This is a genomic window from Alteromonas sp. KUL42 (genome assembly GCF_006538325.1).
In the GTDB taxonomy this organism is placed as follows: Bacteria; Pseudomonadota; Gammaproteobacteria; order Enterobacterales; family Alteromonadaceae; genus Alteromonas.
In genome coordinates, this window is record NZ_BJKK01000002.1 from 496,267 (window position 1) to 515,396 (window position 19,130).

Here is a 19,130-nt window from a genome sequence, read left to right on the forward strand (position 1 = left end):
ACAACCATTGAGGAAATTTTATGTTGGCGTTTTTACCAAACATCGGGCGAATGCCCGTAAATGAAAATCAAAATGTAAGTGTGATTTTGCAAGACGAACGTTTTTTTGAAGGTCCTGCGAAAGACTTTAACTGGGAAGGCAACGGTCCTGACGTAGTAGAAGGTTGGCGAGAAATGCTACCAGGTGAAGTACTGCACAGTGAGCACCGCTTACCTCACCGCAGAACGCGTGTCTTGAAAAGGGTTTTTAAGTAATGGCTACCAAGGGGTTAAACAAGGTTCAGATTATTGGCAACTTGGGTACAGACCCTGAAGTTCAATATCTACCAAATGGTAAGGCGAAGTGCGTAGTTAACTTGGCTACAACCGAAATTTTCAAAGACCGGAACGGTAACCCAAAAGAGGAAACCGAGTGGCACCGCGTCATTATTTGGGGCAAGCGCGCAGAGATTGTCGGGCAGTTCAGAATGAAAGGCGATCAGCTGTATGTGGAGGGCAAGAAGAAAACGCGGGACTACAAAGATAGCAACGGCCAAGAACGAACTATTTGCGAAATCATTGTAGATCAAAGCGGCGACGTGCAGCTGCTCGGCAAAAAAGAAGCACAAGGTATTTAACACCCATGCCCGTGGACCAGACGGGCTTAATTTTCTAAGGAACTAATAATGCAAACTGAAACAGATACAGCCGAAATTGTTGTATGCACTGGCCTGTTAGGCGTGTGCGTTTTAAGTGTCACCTCAGATTCGCCAGACACAATCACCGGCGACATTGAGAACTGGGGAACCGACGACTGGTACGACCGCTTATCAAAGCATGTTAAGCCAGAAGAAGGTGTTTACACCATCAAAGCCGAAGTGACTTACCTAGAAGATACCGACGAATGTAAATACAACATTCTAGAAACTTCGTGGAAAGGCAAAGCTAACTAAAAGGATATATAAAATGTCGAATATTTACACATACACAGTGGACCATGGTGAAGAATCACCACCTGTAAGCACTGTTCAGGAAACCATAACAGGTCGAGTTACGGGCGTCTCATTCCAAGACGTGCTAGCGAACAATCAGAAAGTGATTGAACTCATTGAACACGCTCAATGGGAGGATGAAGACATAGAAATTAGTTCGTCTGCACACGAGCTTTTAGAAAAAATAAAAAACCTTTTGTAACTAATCCCGTGGACCAGACGGGCCAATTTATTAAGTAACCAAGGAACTAGCAATGATTGAAGAAAACCCATTTTTACAAGTAGGTTCACTGCGCAACCGAAACGGCAACACACTTCCCAAGCGCTCGAAAGAATCTAAGAAAGTGACTAGGGCGCAGCGCCACCGCATTGAATATTTCGAGATGGCAAAGCGAATGGGCTTGGATATTTCAGATTTTAGCCAGTAAAACCTAAAGGAAAAAGAACTAAAGCCCACAAGTTACAGCGGGCTTTCTTATTGCGCTTTCTGTCATTTAACCTTAACTTGTACTGCCCATTTACTAGAAAAGGATGTCAAGTTGAAGCATGTCACTGTCGAAATTTTTCAATAGCTATTTTACTTATTATCAGTGAAAAACTTGATATCCCAAGAGATTAGGGTATCGGTACTACGTAAGTGCCTGTTGAAAACTATCTCATAATCCTATCTATTCAAAAGTGTGGTACCCAAGTAGTGCGTTTATATTGCACTTACATGACTGGGATTAAGTTTCCCGATAGTATTTTAAGAATAGCTAAATCTAATAAGAATTAAAGAGTTAGTAGAGATGTGGAAGGAAGAAATATGGATAAAAAATTATCACTTTTAATTAAAAAACTGAATGAATTGAAGGATACCGTAAATAACGCGAACATTGACGCTAGAGGCTTTCAAGCTCATGGATGGAATATTGTTCACCTGAATAAGAATCAGGTCATATATTTGATATCCAATAAAATTTCTATGTTGGAGAGTTATGGAAATAAAAGTGTTTCTGATGGTTTTGCAAATGTTATAGATGACCATATCGAAAAAATTGAAAGTCTAAATAATACTTCAAAATCTTATTTCACTAACAATCAACAGCATCTCGTTCATATAATACCGGTTTTTCTGCTGACGCTTCAAACCATATTTAGCGATATAGACCATGAATTATTTTCTTACGAAAATCTACAAGACAAAAAGCTTCTCCCAAAATCATTATCTGCTCGTTTGAGAGGTGTAAAGAACAGTATTGATAGGATTGAAGAGTCAAGCGAAGGTCTAAAAGGGAAGGTTAAGTCAATAAATGACGCTCATGAAGCTGCAGAAAACTTGCCAACTGATTTAGAGAGCTTAAAAGAAGCTCGAGCCGAACTTTTAGAAATGACATCTACGGCTAAGAAAGAGTTCGAAACCACAAAAAAGGAATTGTCACAATTAAAAGATGAAGCTGCATTGATGAAAAATAATGCAAAAAATGCAGCACTAGAAATAGAAAAACTTAAGGAAATAGCAAGCAAACACGAAAATCAAGCTTCTAAACTTGTCGAAAAATGTGACGATGCACTTCAAATAACAACTACTCAAGGTCTGGCTGCTGGATTCGATCAAAAAGCTAAAGAACTAAAAAGTTCTATTTGGATTTGGATTTTTGCTTTGTTGATTGCTTTAGGTTCTGGGGCTTGGCTCGGAGCAGAAAGAGTGAACGAGTTCACAAAAGTTTTAGGTGAGCAGCTTACTGCTGGGCAAGCTATCTTGCACACAATAATGGCTATTTTCTCAATTGGAGGTCCTCTTTGGTTAGCATGGCTAGCTACTCAGCAAATAAATCAAAGGTTTAAACTATCTGAAGATTATTCTTATAAAGCAACTGTAGCGAAGTCATTTACAGGTTTTAAGAAATTTGCGGAGCGGTTTAGTCCAGATACTGAAGAGAGGTTGTTCAACTCTACATTGGACAGATTTGACGAAATGCCCCTACGGCTAATAAATGGTAAAGATTACAATAGCCCGTGGCATGAGTTTATCGATTCTGAAGCTTTTAAGAATGCAACGAAAGCATTTCCAAACTTAGTAACAGAAGCTGGTAAGTTTGCGAGCAGAACAAAGCTAAAAGAAAAGCCAAAACCTCAGAAAGATTCCAATATAGATAAACCAAAATTGGAAGAATAAGCTAGGCTTAAGTGTATCGATATATAAACGTGATTGACTAACAATCCGCTAGATTGGAAAAGTTCTAACTTGACCTTACAAAGTACGAAAGTAGAGCTTAATAAATTATGAAAGCTCAGCTTTTAGTCGAAAATGGGCATACACCGAGAAAATAGACATATTTGTTAAAGCGGAACGCTAAATAAGCTAAAGCCCACTGATTAACGTGGGCTTTTTTATTGCGCTTTTTGTTTTGATTGTATTACTCTGAGTTTTTAAAGCACGGAGTAAAATTATGGAAGATGAATACCAAAACAAATATGACAACCAATCAATGGTGCCGGACGGGTTAAAGTTCGTAGCCTTTTTAATGCTATTTATGTGCTTGGTTTTTGCCTTTGTATTTCTCCCTGAATATGAACGCGGCCAAGAGAGAGAACTAATTCACTATATTTTTTCTTTATCCTACATGCTTACTGGTTTGTTCCTGTCCTCAATTATATTTGGCATAGCATTTATTTGTGAATGCCTAGACAAGAGTGTTAGAAAAGATTCGTCCCAAACTAATCAAGAAACAGCTAGCACTACCAAATAATATAAATTATAGAGTTGTTGGGGTTATTTTTGTTGCTTTTTGGGGGTTATTGGGGGTATAATTTTTGTAGTGGGGCAGAGACCTTACACTTTAGACCGTGTTGATCGAAAAATTGGAAATTTGAATGAATTCAAAAGATCTGATTAAAACACTTATTGAAAACGGATGGTACGAAGTCTCGGTGAGAGGATCTCACCATTACTTTAAGCATCCAAATATAAATAAAAAATAACAGTGCCACATCCTAAGAAGGATTTACCTGTGGGAACGCTGAGAAAAATATTAAAAGATGCCCAGCTATAAAGCTGGGTACTTTTGATAATGGTCAAAAAATCGGATTGGGAGAGTTGTTGTGAAAAGAAAGTATCCTATTGCAGTAGAGCTTTCCGGAAGTGATAACGCGTATGGTGTTGTGTTTCCGGATATACCTGGGTGTTACTCAGCTGGAGACACATTAGACGAAGCTATTGAAAATGCAAAAGAAGCATTGGAGGGTTTTTTAGAGTTAAGTTTTGCGGATGGTGACGAAATACCAGAGGCAGGAAGTATAGATAGCCATAAAAACAATAAAGACTTTAAAGATTTCATTTGGTCGTTTGTTGAGGTGGACTTAACTCCTTATCTAGGGCGTTCTAAGAAAATTAACGTTACCTTACCTGAATATGTAATAAAGCAAATTGACAGTTTAGCTAGTTCTAAACCTGAATATAAAACCCGTTCTGGCTTCTTGGCCGCAGCTGCAGTGCATGAATTGCAAACATTAAGTTAGAGTTTTAAAAGCCGCTTTTTAGCGGCTTTTTTCATAGTTACATTAGATTGGATTAGTCGTCTTAGCCTGATACTTTAAAAGATAGAGCGAGACCAAATATGGCAGCCTCTTGTGTACGTGAAGCAGCCGCTCGTTAATATTTGTTGTCATGAGCGAAAACAGGTACTAACGAAAAGACACAACCTACATTTCCTAGTTACTAGGGCACACTGATTCCTTGGTCTTTATCCAATTCATAACTAAACGTCCATACTCTGACTTTAAAAAATGAGACTTAGAGGGATATCTTCTCCCTTTTGTCTTCCTGTTACTACCTGGTGGATGTGGTTTAATGGGCAATAAAACATGCATGCTGATTAAGTGACTAGTATTTATAGCAAATAGCGAGTCATTTTTTAACGACCAAAAATATGTTTGAGTTCCTGCTTGGGTAATAAGCGCTAGGCAGTCTACCGATTTAAGATCTTTACCATATTCAATTGTAACAATACCGTTATGGCCACTTTTGATTCCTTTTACACTATCACCATAATTCCGTGAATATTCTTCCCATTCTCTAGGTTTATAGCCTCGAACTTCAACTGGTAAATATTTTTTTAACGGAGTCGATAACATAATGATAAATATCAATAAAATTATCAGCATTACTGCTGATATGACCATTATCAGCTTTTCAAAATAGTTCGCACGATGCCAAATTAAAACTAAATTCTTAAAACTTAAAAATTTCTTTGGTATCAATAGTATTGTCGTCAAGCCAACTATAAAGGGAAAAACAATGTGGAACTTAGACAAAGAGGCTCGAACATAGTCCTCTGTATTTGCAATATCCAAATAAGGTATGCCAAATTCCCTAAAGTAGAAGTGAGCGATTATTAGGCCTATACATAGGCTAATAAAAAAGCTTATTGCAGCAACTGCTCCCGTTATTTTAGTTAGCTTCTCTGCAATATAGGAAATCCCCATATGAGAGGGGGATTTAAAGATATCTGTTCCAGGGTATATTCGAACTTTAGGTTTTTGAGACATTTATGCCTACATCGACGATACTTATTACGTAATGTCCAAGCTACAGAATGTTTAGCAGCAGTCAAACACTAATTTTAGGGCAGGAAAATGATTATCTAAGCATAAGATGTCCGCTATGTACACATGTCAAAAAATTCAGTAACGCAGTACTGACCGTCCGCTTATTGTCTTGAGTTCAATTGGTGAGTGCAACGATATCCTTATTTAAGGAGAAATGTTGCCATGAAACAAAGAAAATATTTCTTCTTAATTTACCTCAAACATTCATTGCTTCCGATATTGATTCAGTCTGGAAATGTTACCTGCAAGTTCAAAGCGGCTTTTCGTCTATTTAGCCAGATAAATACCATTCCATTAGGGGGTAAAAATGTTGGACATTGGACAATTTTAATATTAATTGTGTGCTTTTAATTTAAGTTGCTGTTTTCGTTTGTTTATTTTTTATTGCACTTTTTATTGTTGTCAGTTTTTTACTTATTCCTGTCCGTTTTCATCCGACTTCTGTCCGTTTTGTGTTTTTCTGCGTTTCATCGTTTATCTTATTATTATTATTTTTCTTTAAGAATTAATAAGATAAAAAATATATATAAAGGGAAGCTGTCCGGTTTTAAAATGGTAACTGGTCGGAACTGTCCGAAAAAAAATAGCCTGTCCGTAAATTTTGGACAGTTTCGGACAGGCCTTTGCCCTTGTTCTGCGCGGCCTACATCGATAAAAAGGGCTAAATGTCCAAATGTCCGTGAAAATATGCCCTTGGGGACCCTATAAAATGCAGATGTTGGTAAATGAGTGGTTGCAGTTTAAACAGCTGAATGAAGCCCGTTCAGTCGAAACCATTAAGAAGTACCGCTACTACTTAACGCTGTATCTTTCATTTTGTGAAAAGTCACTAGTTGACCCCTACCAGCCTAAACCGTTGCAGCTTGAGCAGTTCACCGGTCTATTTCTGCACCAAATGAAGTTGGTACCACAAAGTAGACGAACCGCTGTGGCTGCACTTCGTGGGTTCTACGAATACCTATTTGATAAAGGGCATACTCGTTCCAATTTTGCTGCATCTTTACCTTACCCAGCATCGTCACAAAAAATACCTGTTGCTATGGGGTTACGTTCTTTCGAGCAGCTGCTACAGAGTTGTGACTTAGAAACATTTATCGGAATTCGAGACGCAGCGATTATCGCGCTTATGGGGGGCTGTGGTTTTCGCTTGGCCGGAATTGTTTCACTTAACCTTTCAAATATCGTTGCATTCGAACACGAGGGAGCTGACCGTTTAGCTATTCGTGTTATCGAGAAGGGTAAGAAAGAGCGTCAGGTTCCTTTGCCAATGGAAGTGCAGTTATTCCTGCGTGTTTACATTGGTCATCCTGATTTACGTCATATTGACCGCACATTACCCAATGGTGATCAGGTGTTATTCATTAGCACCAATAACCGTCGTGTTAAGCCCTGGGATTATTACGGCGAAAACAGAAGAATATCACCGCGCACTATCCAGAAGATGATTAATAAGCGAGGCGTTGCAGCTGGGGTTCCTGCCAATCAGGCCCACCCTCATGCATTACGTCACCTAACTGGTACCGAATACGCAGAGGAAGACTTAGACATTATCACCAGGCAAACACTGTTAGGCCACAGTGACCCTAAAACTACAGAGATATACACTCAACTTGCATTACGGAAGCTTACCAAGCAAGTGGATAAAGGTAACCCATTAGGAAAGATTTCTACTGCAGTAACACCACTTCTTCACGCCCTAAAGAAATAACCTTCCTACATTCTTACCATTACTATAGCACTGGGCCAATTCCCTCAGCGCTATAGTAAACCCCTCTCTCACTAGAACATAAAATTTACCAGAAAGCTTTACACAGACATGCCTTTGGTTCTTTTTTGGTGCGTGGAAATTATATAGTCTGTACCACCAACTAATAGATAATGAATGTTTGCAGGTGTGCGCAGCACCCTTTGAAACTCTCTTTTATAACGGACAATAGCATTTAGGTGCGTGGAACTATCAACTGCGCTTTATATACAAAATACGCAATACACAACCAATCCACCACGTATGAACAACGCCTGCAGCCACACGTATTTAATAAAAAGCGCAATAAAAAATAGAAATACAACTTAAACACACACTTACTGCTCGAATATCCTGCAATCCACCTCCTTCATGCATTACTATTAGAGGGGTGGGGGCTCGGCAAGTGTAAAGAGCTTCTTGAATAGGGTAGGGCGGGTACCAGCATATCTGCACTGATTTTAAACTCTGTTATAAGGCAAATATAATGAGTGAAAGCACAGCAGAAATAGATTCACTGAAAATGGCCGAATTGGATAAATTGAACTTACCTAAGTTTTGGCGAGAAATTGCACACATCGCTGGTCCAGAAATGTTCATAAAAATTTGGCGTGCAGCAAGCTGCCCTGAAAACCAATGGAAGCAGGATAAAATTTACGTCCCTTCCATAAAAAAATACCAAGAGTACCAGTGCGTACAAATCATTAAATGCTTTATAGAACGAAAAATGTCATGCACCGAGATAACCAAAGAACTTGAAAAGCACGGAATGTCACGCTCTCCTGATACCATTAGACGAATAGCGAAAAAATACGAACTAGGGGAAGTGCCCCTTAGATAGTGATTTTAGGAACTAACAATGACCACTTGTGTAATATATGCGCGTGTTTCCACTGCGAAACAGGCCGAAAAAGAACTTCCTGTTCAAAGCCAAATAGACAAATGCTTAGCACACGCCGAATCCCTTGGTGCAGATGTGAAGAAAGTATTCACCGACGAAGGTATTTCTGGCGCCACTGATAACCGTCCTGCATTCCAGCAAGCCATTTCATACTGTGAAAACTTCGACGTTGATTACTTTATTTGTTGGAGTACTTCACGCTTTGCTAGAAACGCGCTTGAAGCAAAGCTTAATAAGCGACGATTAGCCAATAGCAGTACCAAAATAAGCTATGTGTCTCAAAATATCGATAAGGGCGATTCAGGCTTTATTTACGAGGGGATTTTAGAATTATTCGACGAGTACTATTCTCGTCAAGTCTCACAAGACACAAAACGTTCAATGATAGCAAATGCTCAAAAAGGCTATTTCAATGGAGGTTATTTAACATTTGGATACCAGGTAGAAAAAGTTCTCGGTGAGAAAAATAAGACCAGGCTCATTCCAAATCCGATGGAAGTTGGCACTGTTAACAGAATATTTGAACTAAAGCTTTCAGGTTACGGTGGAAAACAGATAGCTGAGCTACTTAATGCTGAAGGACGTCTTAACCGTGGCAAAAAATGGAATAAAACCTCTATTCTTGGCTTACTGCGTAACGAACGCGTTGTTGGCAGAATTGCATTTGGTAAAAAGGGCCGTGAGGGTTCATTACCCCGTTCTGAATGGATTGTAGTAGACAGTCACGAACCCATTGTTTGTTACGAACTATTCGACGCCGTTCAAAAAACAATGGACAGTCAAACTCAAAAAGCAGTGAAAGAGGGCGGTTCGCCCAAAAGCACTCGTTTCTTCACTGGCCTACTTAAATGCGGAAAATGTGGTAAGTCGATGAAGATAGAGAAAGCGAAAGGCGCCACGAAGACGTATTACTATTACAATTGCAGTACAAAACAGGCTGGATTGGGCTGTGAGGACCGTCGAATCAATTCAGCTATATTCGACCCATGGATGACTGACGTTATATGCTCAGAAGTGCTTACAGAGCGAAATTTAAAAGATTTGCTGCTACAGCTAAATGATCTTTGTGGCTCTTGGGCGCAGAAAAAGCGAGACAGGTGCAATGAAATTATTCAGCAAATAAAAGAGTATGAGCGAAAAAACTCGCGCTTGTATGAGTTGTTAGAGGACGATTCTGGTATTTACAACTTGCAAGACCTTGCACCGCGTTTACGTTCTAACAACGAAACTATAAGAAAATTAAACACTGAATTGGCTGTAGCTGAAACAGAAAAACCACCACAGTTGGAAATTTCTGAAACTGATCTTAGTGATCTAAGTGAACTGCTCCTTGATATCATCAAGACTTCAAGTAATCCTGGAAAAGTTCGGGAGTTCTTCAAAACGTTTATCCACAGTATCGTACTGCAAGATAATGAAATTAAAGTCAAATACAGACCGGAGGCACTTATTTCTGTGAACTCTGAAATAGTTCCCAGTGAAGTTAAGTGGCTCCCCCTCCCCGACTCGAACGGGGGACCTGCGGATTAACAGTCCGTCGCTCTAACCAACTGAGCTAAGGGGGAATCGACACCTAAGTTGTTGCTGAAGTTGGCTCCCCCTCCCCGACTCGAACGGGGGACCTGCGGATTAACAGTCCGTCGCTCTAACCAACTGAGCTAAGGGGGACCTGTGCTTCAACGGAGGCGAATATTAAAGACGTACTTAGTTGCTGTCAACAATATAAATGAAATATTTGTACTGACTGCGCAAAAAATAGCTTTTTAGCACTTTTATGCTCATTATCTCATCAATAAGACAAAAGTAATGGTTAATTAGTAGCCGTTAATTTAGTTTGAGTAATTTAAAGGGTTTAAAGACGGTGTTTATCTCATTGAACAAATGTTGTTTAAACATATCTCATATTATTCAAAGTTAATAACTAAAAAGAATAAAAAAAAGCTTTAATACTGATAATATGTACAGCGTTTAATAATTCTGTAACCTGTACTTAAGTATTAAAAGGTTAGTCATCACTTACGTCTTTTTCTGATTGAAGTGCACAACATCGCGCCAAATATGGTCTAGCGTTAGTTATCCACTAAATCTGTGGATAACTATGTTGATAGGTTAATTTAAGCTACTACTTGGATGAGATCTCTGCGTATAAGATCATTATTCACAAAGCGCTTTTTTGGTAAAAAATTCAATTTAAATCAAATGTTTATGCGGTTTTTGCTGATCGTTTTCAGTGATCGGTATTGATCAGTAGAACAAAAAGTAGCTTGTGTGTTAATTCAACGAATGATTAAAAGCTATTCAAGGTGCAGAGTGTTGATTCTTAGTAAGTTACATTTTATTAACGATTTAGCGTCAGTACTAAAGGTGTAGTGATGTAACATAAAGTAAGTTTATTATTGAAAATACATGTCTAATAAACGTATTAAAAGTGCAACCGAACTGTCATTTTACAATTTTCATGAAAATAACAGGGTAACAAGTGCAAAGTACTACTTTCTCTTTGTTCGGTAAAAATTTGAAGAATTCGTTATATTTCATCAATTCGGCTTAGTAATAAACGTTGCCCTTGTTCATTGCTGTGTTTGTCGATTAAACATAGCCAATAAGAGCCCGCTCTTTTAGACTACACACATTAATGATAGTAAATTTAACGTAATTATGGACGCTGATCTTTTGTAGTGTCTGAGAGCTTCTAAGAGTGTCTTGTAGCTAATATTATGCGTCAAATAACGAAATAAAATACTGAGGCTTTAGTGACAAAAAGTGATGTAAGTAAGCGCTCGTCTGATTTGCTCGAAGGAGATATCAGTACAACACTAAAAAGAATGACCATACCCATGATACTCGGTATGGTCATGATGATGAGTTTTGGATTGATCGATACGTTTTTCGTCAGCCTGTTAGGTACAGACCAACTCGCAGCAATTAGTTTTACCTTTCCTGTAACTTTTACCGTCATTAGTTTAAATATTGGTTTAGGTATTGGCACGTCAGCCATTATTGGAAAGTTACAAGGCAGTAAAGCGCTCGCCAAGTCTAAGATTTACGCGACTGGCTCTGTCATGCTGTCGGTATTATTAGTAGGGACATTAGCATGTATTGGCTATTTCACTATTGAGCCGATTTTTAAACTGTTAAATGCATCGGAAAGGCTCATGCCGTTTATTTCGGATTATATGGGGTTGTGGTACTTATCGAGTATCTTCTTGGCCATGCCAATGGTGGGTAACAGTGTGCTTAGAGCCTGCGGTGATACGCGCACACCCAGTATGATTATGGCTGCAGGTGGCGGACTTAATGCGTTACTCGACCCTTTATTTATATTCGGATTCGGACCAATACCCGCAATGGGGATAAAAGGTGCAGCACTTGCGACATTTATTGCTTGGATAGTAGGGGCGTTATGGATTTTATACATATTAGCCATACGTAGAAAGCTGATGCTACCTCGCTTATTAACGCTAGAAGAGCTTAGAGAAAGTAGTAGTGAAATTTTAAAGATAGGTCTGCCTGCGGCTGGCGCTAATATGCTCACACCAATCGCTGGTGGTGTCATGACCGCAGTGGTGGCGAGCTATGGAGCGGAAGCCGTCGCTGCGTGGGGAGTAGGGAATAGAATGGAATCTATCGCCAGCATAGTTGTGCTGGCTCTTTCAATGACATTGCCGCCTTTCATTAGTCAAAATGTTGGTGCTATGCAGTTAGAAAGGGTCAAAAAAGCATACGCAACGACGCTAAAGTTCGTTCTTGTCTGGCAATTTATCATTTTCGTAATTATGTGGCTTTTATCAAGTTGGATTGCTGTTGCGTTTGCAAATGAGCCTGAAGTTAGTGCGCTAATTCAACTATTTTTGATGATTGTGCCGCTTGGTTACGGTATGCAGGGAGTTATTATCCTTACAAATTCATCATTAAATGCAATGCATCGCCCGATGACAGCGCTTTTGCTCAGTGTCATCCGCTTGTTTGTATTTTTCGTACCGATAAGTATTGCTGGAAGTGTGATGTTTGGTTTGAATGGATTATTTGTGGGTAATGTCATTGCAAATATCGTCATGGCGAGTGTGTCTTTTGTTGTTTTCAAGCGCGCAATTGCGCAATTTGAAGCAGATCACGAAAATGCTTAATAAGGTTTTGAAATGAGTAGAGGATTCGAATTACATTCGAAATATCAGCCTGCGGGTGATCAACCGGCCGCTATAGAAGCCTTGGTTGATGGACTTGATAGTGGGGTGGCAGGGCAAACTCTATTGGGGGTAACGGGGTCTGGTAAAACATTCACTATGGCAAATGTTATTCAACAGGTGCAGCGCCCTACATTGATCCTTGCTCATAATAAAACGCTGGCTGCACAGCTGTACGGGGAAATGAAAGAGTTTTTTCCACATAACGCGGTTGAGTATTTTGTGTCTTACTATGATTATTATCAACCCGAAGCCTATGTGCCCAGTACGGATACCTTTATAGAAAAAGACGCATCTATTAATGATCACATTGAACAGATGCGTCTTTCTGCAACAAAGGCGCTGATGGAGCGCAGAGATGTTGTGATAGTGGCGAGCGTGTCAGCTATTTACGGCTTGGGCGACCCTGAGTCTTACATGAAAATGCTGTTGCATTTACGACAGGGCGACACGATGGATCAACGAGATATCTTGCGTCGTCTTGCTGAACTCCAATATAAGCGCAACGATTTAGCTTTTGAGCGCGGTACATTTCGTGTAAGAGGAGATGTCATTGATATTTTTCCCGCGGATTCTGAAAAGCAAGCGGTACGCGTTGAACTGTTTGATGATGAAATTGACAAAATAAGCCTTTTTGACCCACTGACAGGTGCGGTGGACAAATCGGTTATTCGCGCAACTGTATTCCCCAAAACGCATTACGTAACGCCTAGAGAAAAGATTCTTAATGCTATTGAGCATATAAAAGAAGAACTTGTTGAGCGTAAAAAACAGCTCCAAGAATCCAACAAACTCATTGAAGAGCAGCGTATATCTCAGCGCACGCAGTTTGATATTGAGATGATGATGGAATTAGGCTATTGCTCAGGAATAGAAAACTATTCTCGTTATCTTTCCGGTCGCGCACCAGGCGAACCCCCACCTACGCTTTTAGATTACTTCCCCGCCGATGGGCTTATGTTTATCGACGAGTCTCATGTAACGGTTTCACAAGTCGGCGCCATGTATCGCGGCGACAGATCCAGAAAGGAAACCTTGGTGGAATTTGGTTTTCGTTTACCTTCTGCATTGGATAATCGCCCGCTAAAATTTGAGGAGTTTGAGCAAATTTGCCCACAAACCATTTATGTGTCTGCGACACCGGGTGACTATGAATTGAAGAAGACTGAAGGTGAAATTGTCGAGCAAGTCGTACGTCCAACTGGACTGCTTGATCCTGTCATCGAAGTCCGTCCCGTGGCCACACAGGTCGACGATGTGTTATCTGAAATTCAAAAACGCGTGGCGCTTGATGAAAGGGTACTGATCACGACGCTAACAAAGCGCATGGCAGAAGACTTAAGTGAATATCTCAATGAGCACGGTGTGAAGGTGCGTTATTTGCACTCAGATATTGATACGGTAGAGCGAATTGAGATCATCCGCGATCTGCGTCTTGGTAAGTTTGACGTATTGGTAGGGATTAACCTGTTACGTGAAGGGTTAGATATGCCCGAAGTATCATTAGTGGCAATACTTGATGCAGATAAAGAAGGTTTCTTACGGGCTGAACGTTCTCTTATTCAAACCATAGGCCGTGCAGCACGCCACATAAATGGTAAGGCAATTTTATACGGTGACACCGTGACTAAATCTATGCGCAAAGCAATTGATGAAACCGCCCGTCGCCGAGAGAAACAAGAAGCACATAATAAGGCCAATAATATAACACCGATGCGCCTTAACAAGCCTATTACCGATATTATGGATTTGGGGGAATCGGCCCATCCAGCGTCTGGTAAAGTCAGGCTGCGCAAAGTTGAAGAGAAGAAGAAGCAACAAAAGACAGCGTCGGCAACCGAGCTCATGGATAAAATATCGGAGCTTGAAAAGCAAATGTTTGAATACGCCCGAGAGCTCGAGTTTGAAAAGGCTGCGAGTTTACGCGACGACATTGAGGCTCTGCGTAAGCAAGTTGTCACACTTTCTTAGTAAGTGTAGTAATATTTCCGTACACATACCCTTTTCTTCGACATTCATATTGGCGTGTCTCATCCTCGTGTAGGGTGAGCTACACCAATGTTGTTTGTATGTTTTCTATTCAGTTTTTTGGTATCCTCTTTATTCTTCTCTATTTCGTATTAATCGAGATAACTCAAAAATGCACCAAGTAGCGAAATTATTGTGTGATTTGGGTTCAAAAGCCCTAATTTGTCGTTGTAATAACACCAGTAGTTTCATATAGTTTTAGTTAGAGTATCAATAACTATACCTATAAACAGGTGCTAACATGCTAAATCGTCTTCAGGAGTCGGATATAAAGTTATTGCGCGTATTTTACGCCGTAGCGAGCTGCAATGGATTTACTGCGGCAGAGCCCGTGTTGCGCATGCAACGTCCTAATATAAGTGCTGCGATAAAAAAGCTAGAAGAGCGCTTAGATTTAGTTTTGTGTCACCGCGGCCGTGGTGGCTTTCAGATGACCAAAGAAGGCGAAGTGGTTTTTCAAGAAACCAAGCGTATCTTTAACGCTTTCGACAACTTTGTTTTTAACCTCAAGTCATTACACGACGACTACTCTGGTCATATTACCTTGGTATTAATGGCGGGTTTACCGCTATCTATGCATCTTGCTGTGAGTAAAGCGGTTAAGAGCACTATGAAGAAGTTTGATGATATTCACGTGAATATTCAAACTCGTCTTTACAATGAAGTAGAACACGTTGCCTTGTCTGGCGAATGCCACTTAGTGGTCTCTACGTATGACATGGTGAAGCCTGAATCGGTTACCTTTCATCCCATCGGTATAAAGACACCTGGTAGGTTGTACTGTGCACCCACACATCCACTTGCCAAGTATCGAGACTGTGAATTGCCTAGTGGGGTTAAAATTGAAGATTATCCCGCTATTGGTATTTCAGGTTTGTCTTCTGCAAATTATATAGAAGATGAATCTCGCTTATCTATTCAGACGTTCTCAGATTCATTTGATGCGGCTATGTCAGCAATTATGACTGGTGAATATGTAGGTCTATTGCCAGATTATATGGCAAAGGAGCAAGGCGCAGCATTGGGACTTGTTCCTATTGCAAACGGAAGTCTGTTCAGGTTCAATCATGAACTGTTTGTTATGAATGGAAAAAATACTCGCTTGAACCCTGTGTTACGACACTGCATTAAAGAGTTGAGTTATTTCATCGCAGAAAGCCAGAAGTAGGAGCTTTTCGCTCTAGTTTTGTTTTCAAAAAATATGAATTGGAGCGAACTTTTCTTGCAAGAGAAGAGCATAAAATCACTTAGTATTTTTTACATCATCAAGTTTATCGCATTTTTTTGTGGCTTTTACGGCTGTTTTTTACTTCATCAAGAACTACACATTTCTGTGGTAATAAGTGCCTGTGTGGTAGGACTTGCAGGCACGTTTGTGCCTTATTCAAGGGCTTTCCACTACCATCCGCAAGCCGCTATTTATACTGGTGCATTCGCGGGTATGTGCTCATCTGGCGTCATTCAAAATATATATGAACTAATCGCTGTCAGCGTGGTAGGGGCGCTTATCTATACGTTATTGCGTAATAAATTTGTGGGTGTAGGCGGAAAGCTTGGTGCAATAGCATTTACTGCTGTGGCAAGTGTTGTCTTAGTCAAAGGAGTCGCTTGGTAAGTGCTTACTATCGCTTTTGCAATTTTAGGTGGCTATGCAACGTATTTTCTCGCGTATTTGCCAAAAATGGGCGCGATAAGAGCGAGCGCGTTGTCTACACTGTTATGCTATGCCGTGTTATTTGTGTGCTTCAAAAGTGACTTCGCCGAACTAATGAGTGCAATATTTTTCGGCGGCAGTTTTGTTGGAATGAGTACACAGCAAAGACTGTCTTGGAAAGGAATTGGTATCGCGTCTTGTATTTTTGGTTGGTTGAGTGCGATGTTATTGCCTCTCATCGAGGGAATTGGCGGCGCATTGGGTATTTGTGCTTTCCTATCAGTTGTAATCGTTTATGTTAGTTTCAATCTTCTTCGTTTACTAACAGTGCGTTGAACCTGTAGCAAACATAATTCGCTATTTATATGGCGCGTACTCTATGCGCACATAGAGGGGCGTTTACACGGCATTTTTAAAACCAAATGCAAAGCCCCTACATAGGGTAATTACTGAGGAATACTACTCGTACTCTAATGGGTCGGTGGCATTATTATCGCGAAAAGCTTCAAGACGCTCTTCACACGCGCCACATTTGCCACACGCTTTTTCCCTACCGTTATAGCAAGTCCATGTTTGACCATAGTCTAAACCCATTTTTAGCCCATCAGTTAATATGGCACTTTTGCTATCGTCGATATACGGGGTCATGATTTCTACCGGTACGTAGTTGGCAATGCCACACACATCATTCATCTTATGAACAAACTCAGGGCGGCAATCTGGGTAAATCGCATGATCGCCAGAGTGGGCACCATAATAAACTTCGTTAGCTTCAAGGCTTACTGCATAGCCCACAGCCAGAGATAGCAAAATCATATTGCGATTGGGAACCACAGTCTGCTTCATACTAGGTTCTTCGTAATGACCCTCGGGCACATCAATGTCTGAGGTTAATGCTGAACCTCCAATAAGCGTATTAATCGCGCTAATATCAACTATCTTATGAGGAACATTAAGTGACTTACAGACGTTCGCTGCATAATCGAGTTCTTTCTTGTGGCGTTGGCCGTAATTAAAACTTAGGGCGTGTACGTTTTTCCCCGCGCGCAATGCTTTATGCAAAACCGTGTAGGAGTCCATGCCGCCTGAATAGATAACAACAACGTTTTCTGACATAGTTTTTCAAGTATTGATAAATTATGCCCGAATTTTATGTGATCCTTGGTAAAATCCCAACATACAATCGTTAAAGGGTATCAAATTGTCTGAATTATCCGCATTAAACATCAATGAGATGTTCGAAACTATACAAGGTGAGGGAGCTCATACGGGCATCCCCTCTATCTTTGTTCGCTTGCAAGGTTGCCCAGTTGGGTGTGCATGGTGTGACACAAAACACACGTGGGAAATAAAAGCAGATTTAAGCGTTGCGCCGCAAGATGTGATTGCCAAAAGTGCAGAATCAGAAACCTACTTTATTTCTGATGAGACTTCGCTGTTGGCGTTATTCGAACGACAAAATTACGTTGCTAAGCATGTTGTGATAACGGGAGGGGAGCCGTGTATGTATGATTTACGCCCTTTAACAACACTGCTGCACGATAATGGCTTCTCTACACAAATTGAAACCAGTGGTACGTTTGAAGTTCAATGTGATCCGCGTACATATGTAACGGTATCTCCAAAAATAAATATGAAAGGCGGTTACGAAGTGTTGGTAAGTGCACTGGAACGCGCTAATGAAATTAAACATCCTATTGCTATGCAAAAGCACATTGATGAATTGGATGCGCTATTGGCAAATGTATCAAGTCTTGAAGGAAAACAAGTGTGTTTACAGCCAATTAGCCAGCAGAAACGGGCCACGGAGTTAGCGGTTCGTACTTGTATTGAACGCAACTGGCGGCTATCTTTACAAACACATAAGTACATTGGTATTGAATAAGTTGACCGTATTTAAGTGTCGTTCAAAAGTCGGATTGAAAATGTCCATACTTAAAAAAGTGCGGGAAAAAAAGGTAATGAGCATGGTAAAAACGACAATTGTAGTTTTATTTTCGTTGCTTTTAATACCCAGTGTAAACGCAGCTTTATGGACAATCACGTATCCTCGCCCATTAGATGATTCTGATGAAAGGTCACAGTATCCTATTGACTTATTGACGTTAGCTCTCGACAAAACGGGCGTCAATTATGAACTTCGCCCTTCCGATCGAATATTGCTCACGGGCAAAGCCATGCGACAGTTAAAAGAGAATAGGGAAGTTAATATTGTCTGGAGCATGACAGATACGCAAAGAGAAAAGGATTTAACGCCAATACGCATTCCAATCGCGAAGGGGCTCATTGGCTTAAGAGTATTTGTAGTTAACAAAGACAAAGAAGAAAACTTCAAGCGCGATTTGTCGATAACTGACATGCGTAAACTGGTTCCTGTTCAAGGTGAAGAGTGGCCAGATACCAAAATACTGCAAGCGAATGGGTTTAATGTATTTACTGTTCCTGAGTTTCGTGAAGCGTATGATCTAACAAAGCAAGGGAAAATCGATTTCTTCCCTCGTTCTGTTATCGAAGTTGAAGCAGAATTAGCGGAAGAGGGGAGAAGTGGGAGTTTGGCTCTCGAGCCTTCATTGGCACTTTACTACCCAACTGCTATGTACTATTTCGTTAGTGCAAGTAATAAAACCTTGGCAAATTTAATTACTACTGGTTTAGAGCGAGCAATCGAAGACGGATCGTTTGATGCGCTTTTTTATGCGACTTATTCACCAATTCTAGAACGACTAAACGTGAAGGAGCGCAAAGTATTCACGCTTGAAAACCCGTTGTTGCCGTTAGAAACGCCATTAGAAAGTGATGCGTTGTGGTTCAAAAACGACTTCACAAATAACTAGAGCCTGTTTATCTTTGTTCACAAATTGTGCATGAGTCATTTTTTAGTCAGGCAATCGCAAATGTACGCGGTTTGGTGGGCCCAAATAAGTGCATTTGTGGGCAGTATGACTAAAAAATGGCCATGCCCCAGTGGGGTTGGGGCCAAAATTGCCCCTCACTTTGTTGTTACTGGCTTATTTGGGTCACCAAACTGCACCAGTAACGCCTTGCGATGGACAATTTTG

General features: G+C 40.4%; 21 protein-coding genes and 2 tRNA genes. 19 read left to right on the forward strand and 4 right to left on the reverse strand.

The features are described from left to right. Positions 1-20: 20 nt before the first annotated feature. The 9 genes from EYR97_RS05015 (at position 21) to EYR97_RS05050 (ending at position 4,471) form a co-directional block, all read left to right on the forward strand. The gene (locus EYR97_RS05015; RefSeq protein WP_131092717.1) at positions 21-254 is read left to right on the forward strand and encodes a hypothetical protein; all 234 of its coding nucleotides are present in this window, start codon (positions 21-23) and stop codon (positions 252-254) included. Further along, a complete protein-coding gene (locus EYR97_RS05020; RefSeq protein WP_131092718.1) occupies positions 254-616 on the forward strand; it encodes a single-stranded DNA-binding protein in 363 nt (120 codons plus the stop codon). Before EYR97_RS05015 ends, EYR97_RS05020 begins: the two co-directional genes overlap by 1 nt. Before the next feature lie 48 nt (positions 617-664). Further along, complete coding sequence (locus tag EYR97_RS05025) at positions 665-931, forward strand: hypothetical protein (RefSeq protein ID WP_131092719.1); 267 nt, start codon at positions 665-667, stop codon at positions 929-931. Between the two features lie 13 nt (positions 932-944). Further along, positions 945-1,172, forward strand: a complete 228-nt coding sequence (locus EYR97_RS05030; protein ID WP_131092720.1) for a hypothetical protein — start codon at positions 945-947, stop codon at positions 1,170-1,172. A gap of 52 nt (positions 1,173-1,224) precedes the next feature. Then, on the forward strand, positions 1,225-1,398 hold the full coding sequence (locus tag EYR97_RS21845; RefSeq protein ID WP_165477977.1) for a hypothetical protein: 174 nt from the start codon (positions 1,225-1,227) through the stop codon (positions 1,396-1,398). 377 nt (positions 1,399-1,775) lie between these two features. Further along, complete coding sequence (locus EYR97_RS05035; protein WP_131092721.1) at positions 1,776-3,128, forward strand: hypothetical protein; 1,353 nt, start codon at positions 1,776-1,778, stop codon at positions 3,126-3,128. 274 nt (positions 3,129-3,402) lie between these two features. Further along, a complete protein-coding gene (locus EYR97_RS05040; RefSeq protein WP_131092722.1) occupies positions 3,403-3,702 on the forward strand; it encodes a hypothetical protein in 300 nt (99 codons plus the stop codon). Positions 3,703-3,826: 124 nt separating this feature from the next. Then, the gene (locus EYR97_RS22185; RefSeq protein ID WP_258313193.1) at positions 3,827-3,934 is read left to right on the forward strand and encodes a type II toxin-antitoxin system HicA family toxin; all 108 of its coding nucleotides are present in this window, start codon (positions 3,827-3,829) and stop codon (positions 3,932-3,934) included. Between the two features lie 120 nt (positions 3,935-4,054). Beyond that, positions 4,055-4,471 (forward strand): type II toxin-antitoxin system HicB family antitoxin, encoded by a 417-nt coding sequence (locus EYR97_RS05050; RefSeq protein ID WP_131092723.1) that lies wholly within the window; start codon positions 4,055-4,057, stop codon positions 4,469-4,471. A 192-nt stretch (positions 4,472-4,663) separates the two neighbouring features. Here the strand turns inward: EYR97_RS05050 and EYR97_RS05055 are convergent, their stop codons facing one another. Continuing rightward, a complete protein-coding gene (locus EYR97_RS05055; protein WP_131092724.1) occupies positions 4,664-5,500 on the reverse strand; it encodes a hypothetical protein in 837 nt (278 codons plus the stop codon). Positions 5,501-6,269: 769 nt separating this feature from the next. Between EYR97_RS05055 and EYR97_RS05060 the strand changes: the two genes are divergently transcribed. From EYR97_RS05060 to EYR97_RS22660, 3 genes are all read left to right on the forward strand, one after another. After that, complete coding sequence (locus tag EYR97_RS05060) at positions 6,270-7,268, forward strand: tyrosine-type recombinase/integrase (RefSeq protein WP_165477978.1); 999 nt, start codon at positions 6,270-6,272, stop codon at positions 7,266-7,268. 523 nt (positions 7,269-7,791) lie between these two features. Next, on the forward strand, positions 7,792-8,145 hold the full coding sequence (locus EYR97_RS05065; RefSeq protein WP_131092726.1) for a hypothetical protein: 354 nt from the start codon (positions 7,792-7,794) through the stop codon (positions 8,143-8,145). Positions 8,146-8,163: 18 nt separating this feature from the next. Beyond that, on the forward strand, positions 8,164-9,735 hold the full coding sequence (locus EYR97_RS22660) for a recombinase family protein (protein WP_404840947.1): 1,572 nt from the start codon (positions 8,164-8,166) through the stop codon (positions 9,733-9,735). Here the strand turns inward: EYR97_RS22660 and EYR97_RS05080 are convergent. Continuing rightward, a tRNA-Asn gene (locus EYR97_RS05080) sits at positions 9,694-9,770 on the reverse strand. The genes EYR97_RS22660 and EYR97_RS05080 overlap by 42 nt on opposite strands. Before the next feature lie 26 nt (positions 9,771-9,796). Continuing rightward, positions 9,797-9,873, reverse strand: a tRNA-Asn gene (locus EYR97_RS05085). A gap of 1,169 nt (positions 9,874-11,042) precedes the next feature. Between EYR97_RS05085 and EYR97_RS05090 the strand changes: the two genes are divergently transcribed. The 5 genes from EYR97_RS05090 to EYR97_RS05110 all read left to right on the forward strand — a co-directional run bounded on the left by EYR97_RS05090 (position 11,043) and on the right by EYR97_RS05110 (position 16,407). Then, entirely contained in the window at positions 11,043-12,332 is a 1,290-nt protein-coding gene (locus EYR97_RS05090) for an MATE family efflux transporter (protein ID WP_131092780.1), read from the forward strand. Positions 12,333-12,344: 12 nt separating this feature from the next. Further along, complete coding sequence (gene uvrB, locus EYR97_RS05095; protein ID WP_131092727.1) at positions 12,345-14,360, forward strand: excinuclease ABC subunit UvrB; 2,016 nt, start codon at positions 12,345-12,347, stop codon at positions 14,358-14,360. A gap of 298 nt (positions 14,361-14,658) precedes the next feature. Then, positions 14,659-15,585 carry a LysR family transcriptional regulator gene (locus EYR97_RS05100; RefSeq protein WP_131092728.1) on the forward strand — a complete coding sequence of 309 codons (927 nt, stop codon included), beginning with the start codon at positions 14,659-14,661 and terminating at the stop codon, positions 15,583-15,585. Between the two features lie 183 nt (positions 15,586-15,768). After that, on the forward strand, positions 15,769-16,032 hold the full coding sequence (locus tag EYR97_RS22190; RefSeq protein ID WP_242634898.1) for a hypothetical protein: 264 nt from the start codon (positions 15,769-15,771) through the stop codon (positions 16,030-16,032). Further along, complete coding sequence (locus EYR97_RS05110) at positions 16,033-16,407, forward strand: hypothetical protein (protein ID WP_131092730.1); 375 nt, start codon at positions 16,033-16,035, stop codon at positions 16,405-16,407. Between the two features lie 123 nt (positions 16,408-16,530). Here the strand turns inward: EYR97_RS05110 and queC are convergent, their stop codons facing one another. After that, on the reverse strand, positions 16,531-17,187 hold the full coding sequence (queC, locus tag EYR97_RS05115) for a 7-cyano-7-deazaguanine synthase QueC (RefSeq protein WP_131092731.1): 657 nt from the start codon (positions 17,185-17,187) through the stop codon (positions 16,531-16,533). 118 nt (positions 17,188-17,305) lie between these two features. On the opposite strand from queC, the gene queE reads away from it, so the two are divergent. Both queE and EYR97_RS05125 read left to right on the forward strand, forming a co-directional pair. Further along, positions 17,306-17,956: a 7-carboxy-7-deazaguanine synthase QueE gene (gene queE, locus EYR97_RS05120; RefSeq protein ID WP_131092781.1), complete on the forward strand. Its 651-nt coding sequence runs from the start codon at positions 17,306-17,308 to the stop codon at positions 17,954-17,956. A gap of 82 nt (positions 17,957-18,038) precedes the next feature. Further along, on the forward strand, positions 18,039-18,905 hold the full coding sequence (locus EYR97_RS05125) for a transporter substrate-binding domain-containing protein (RefSeq protein ID WP_242634899.1): 867 nt from the start codon (positions 18,039-18,041) through the stop codon (positions 18,903-18,905). The last annotated feature ends 225 nt before the right edge of the window (positions 18,906-19,130 follow it).

Excerpts from the sequence above, each read along its gene's own strand:
- EYR97_RS05015 (WP_131092717.1), top strand. The coding sequence starts at position 21 with ATGTTGGCGTTTTTACCAAACATCGGGCGAATGCCCGTAAATGAAAAT.
- EYR97_RS05020 (WP_131092718.1), top strand. The coding sequence starts at position 254 with ATGGCTACCAAGGGGTTAAACAAGGTTCAGATTATTGGCAACTTGGGT.
- EYR97_RS05025 (WP_131092719.1), top strand. The coding sequence starts at position 665 with ATGCAAACTGAAACAGATACAGCCGAAATTGTTGTATGCACTGGCCTG.
- EYR97_RS05030 (WP_131092720.1), top strand. The coding sequence starts at position 945 with ATGTCGAATATTTACACATACACAGTGGACCATGGTGAAGAATCACCA.
- EYR97_RS21845 (WP_165477977.1), top strand. The coding sequence starts at position 1,225 with ATGATTGAAGAAAACCCATTTTTACAAGTAGGTTCACTGCGCAACCGA.
- EYR97_RS05035 (WP_131092721.1), top strand. The coding sequence starts at position 1,776 with ATGGATAAAAAATTATCACTTTTAATTAAAAAACTGAATGAATTGAAG.
- EYR97_RS05040 (WP_131092722.1), top strand. The coding sequence starts at position 3,403 with ATGGAAGATGAATACCAAAACAAATATGACAACCAATCAATGGTGCCG.
- EYR97_RS22185 (WP_258313193.1), top strand. The coding sequence starts at position 3,827 with ATGAATTCAAAAGATCTGATTAAAACACTTATTGAAAACGGATGGTAC.
- EYR97_RS05055 (WP_131092724.1), bottom strand. The coding sequence starts at position 5,500 with ATGTCTCAAAAACCTAAAGTTCGAATATACCCTGGAACAGATATCTTT.
- EYR97_RS05060 (WP_165477978.1), top strand. The coding sequence starts at position 6,270 with ATGCAGATGTTGGTAAATGAGTGGTTGCAGTTTAAACAGCTGAATGAA.
- EYR97_RS05065 (WP_131092726.1), top strand. The coding sequence starts at position 7,792 with ATGAGTGAAAGCACAGCAGAAATAGATTCACTGAAAATGGCCGAATTG.
- EYR97_RS22660 (WP_404840947.1), top strand. The coding sequence starts at position 8,164 with ATGACCACTTGTGTAATATATGCGCGTGTTTCCACTGCGAAACAGGCC.
- EYR97_RS05090 (WP_131092780.1), top strand. The coding sequence starts at position 11,043 with ATGATACTCGGTATGGTCATGATGATGAGTTTTGGATTGATCGATACG.
- uvrB (WP_131092727.1), top strand. The coding sequence starts at position 12,345 with ATGAGTAGAGGATTCGAATTACATTCGAAATATCAGCCTGCGGGTGAT.
- EYR97_RS05100 (WP_131092728.1), top strand. The coding sequence starts at position 14,659 with ATGCTAAATCGTCTTCAGGAGTCGGATATAAAGTTATTGCGCGTATTT.
- queC (WP_131092731.1), bottom strand. The coding sequence starts at position 17,187 with ATGTCAGAAAACGTTGTTGTTATCTATTCAGGCGGCATGGACTCCTAC.
- queE (WP_131092781.1), top strand. The coding sequence starts at position 17,306 with ATGTTCGAAACTATACAAGGTGAGGGAGCTCATACGGGCATCCCCTCT.
- EYR97_RS05125 (WP_242634899.1), top strand. The coding sequence starts at position 18,039 with ATGGTAAAAACGACAATTGTAGTTTTATTTTCGTTGCTTTTAATACCC.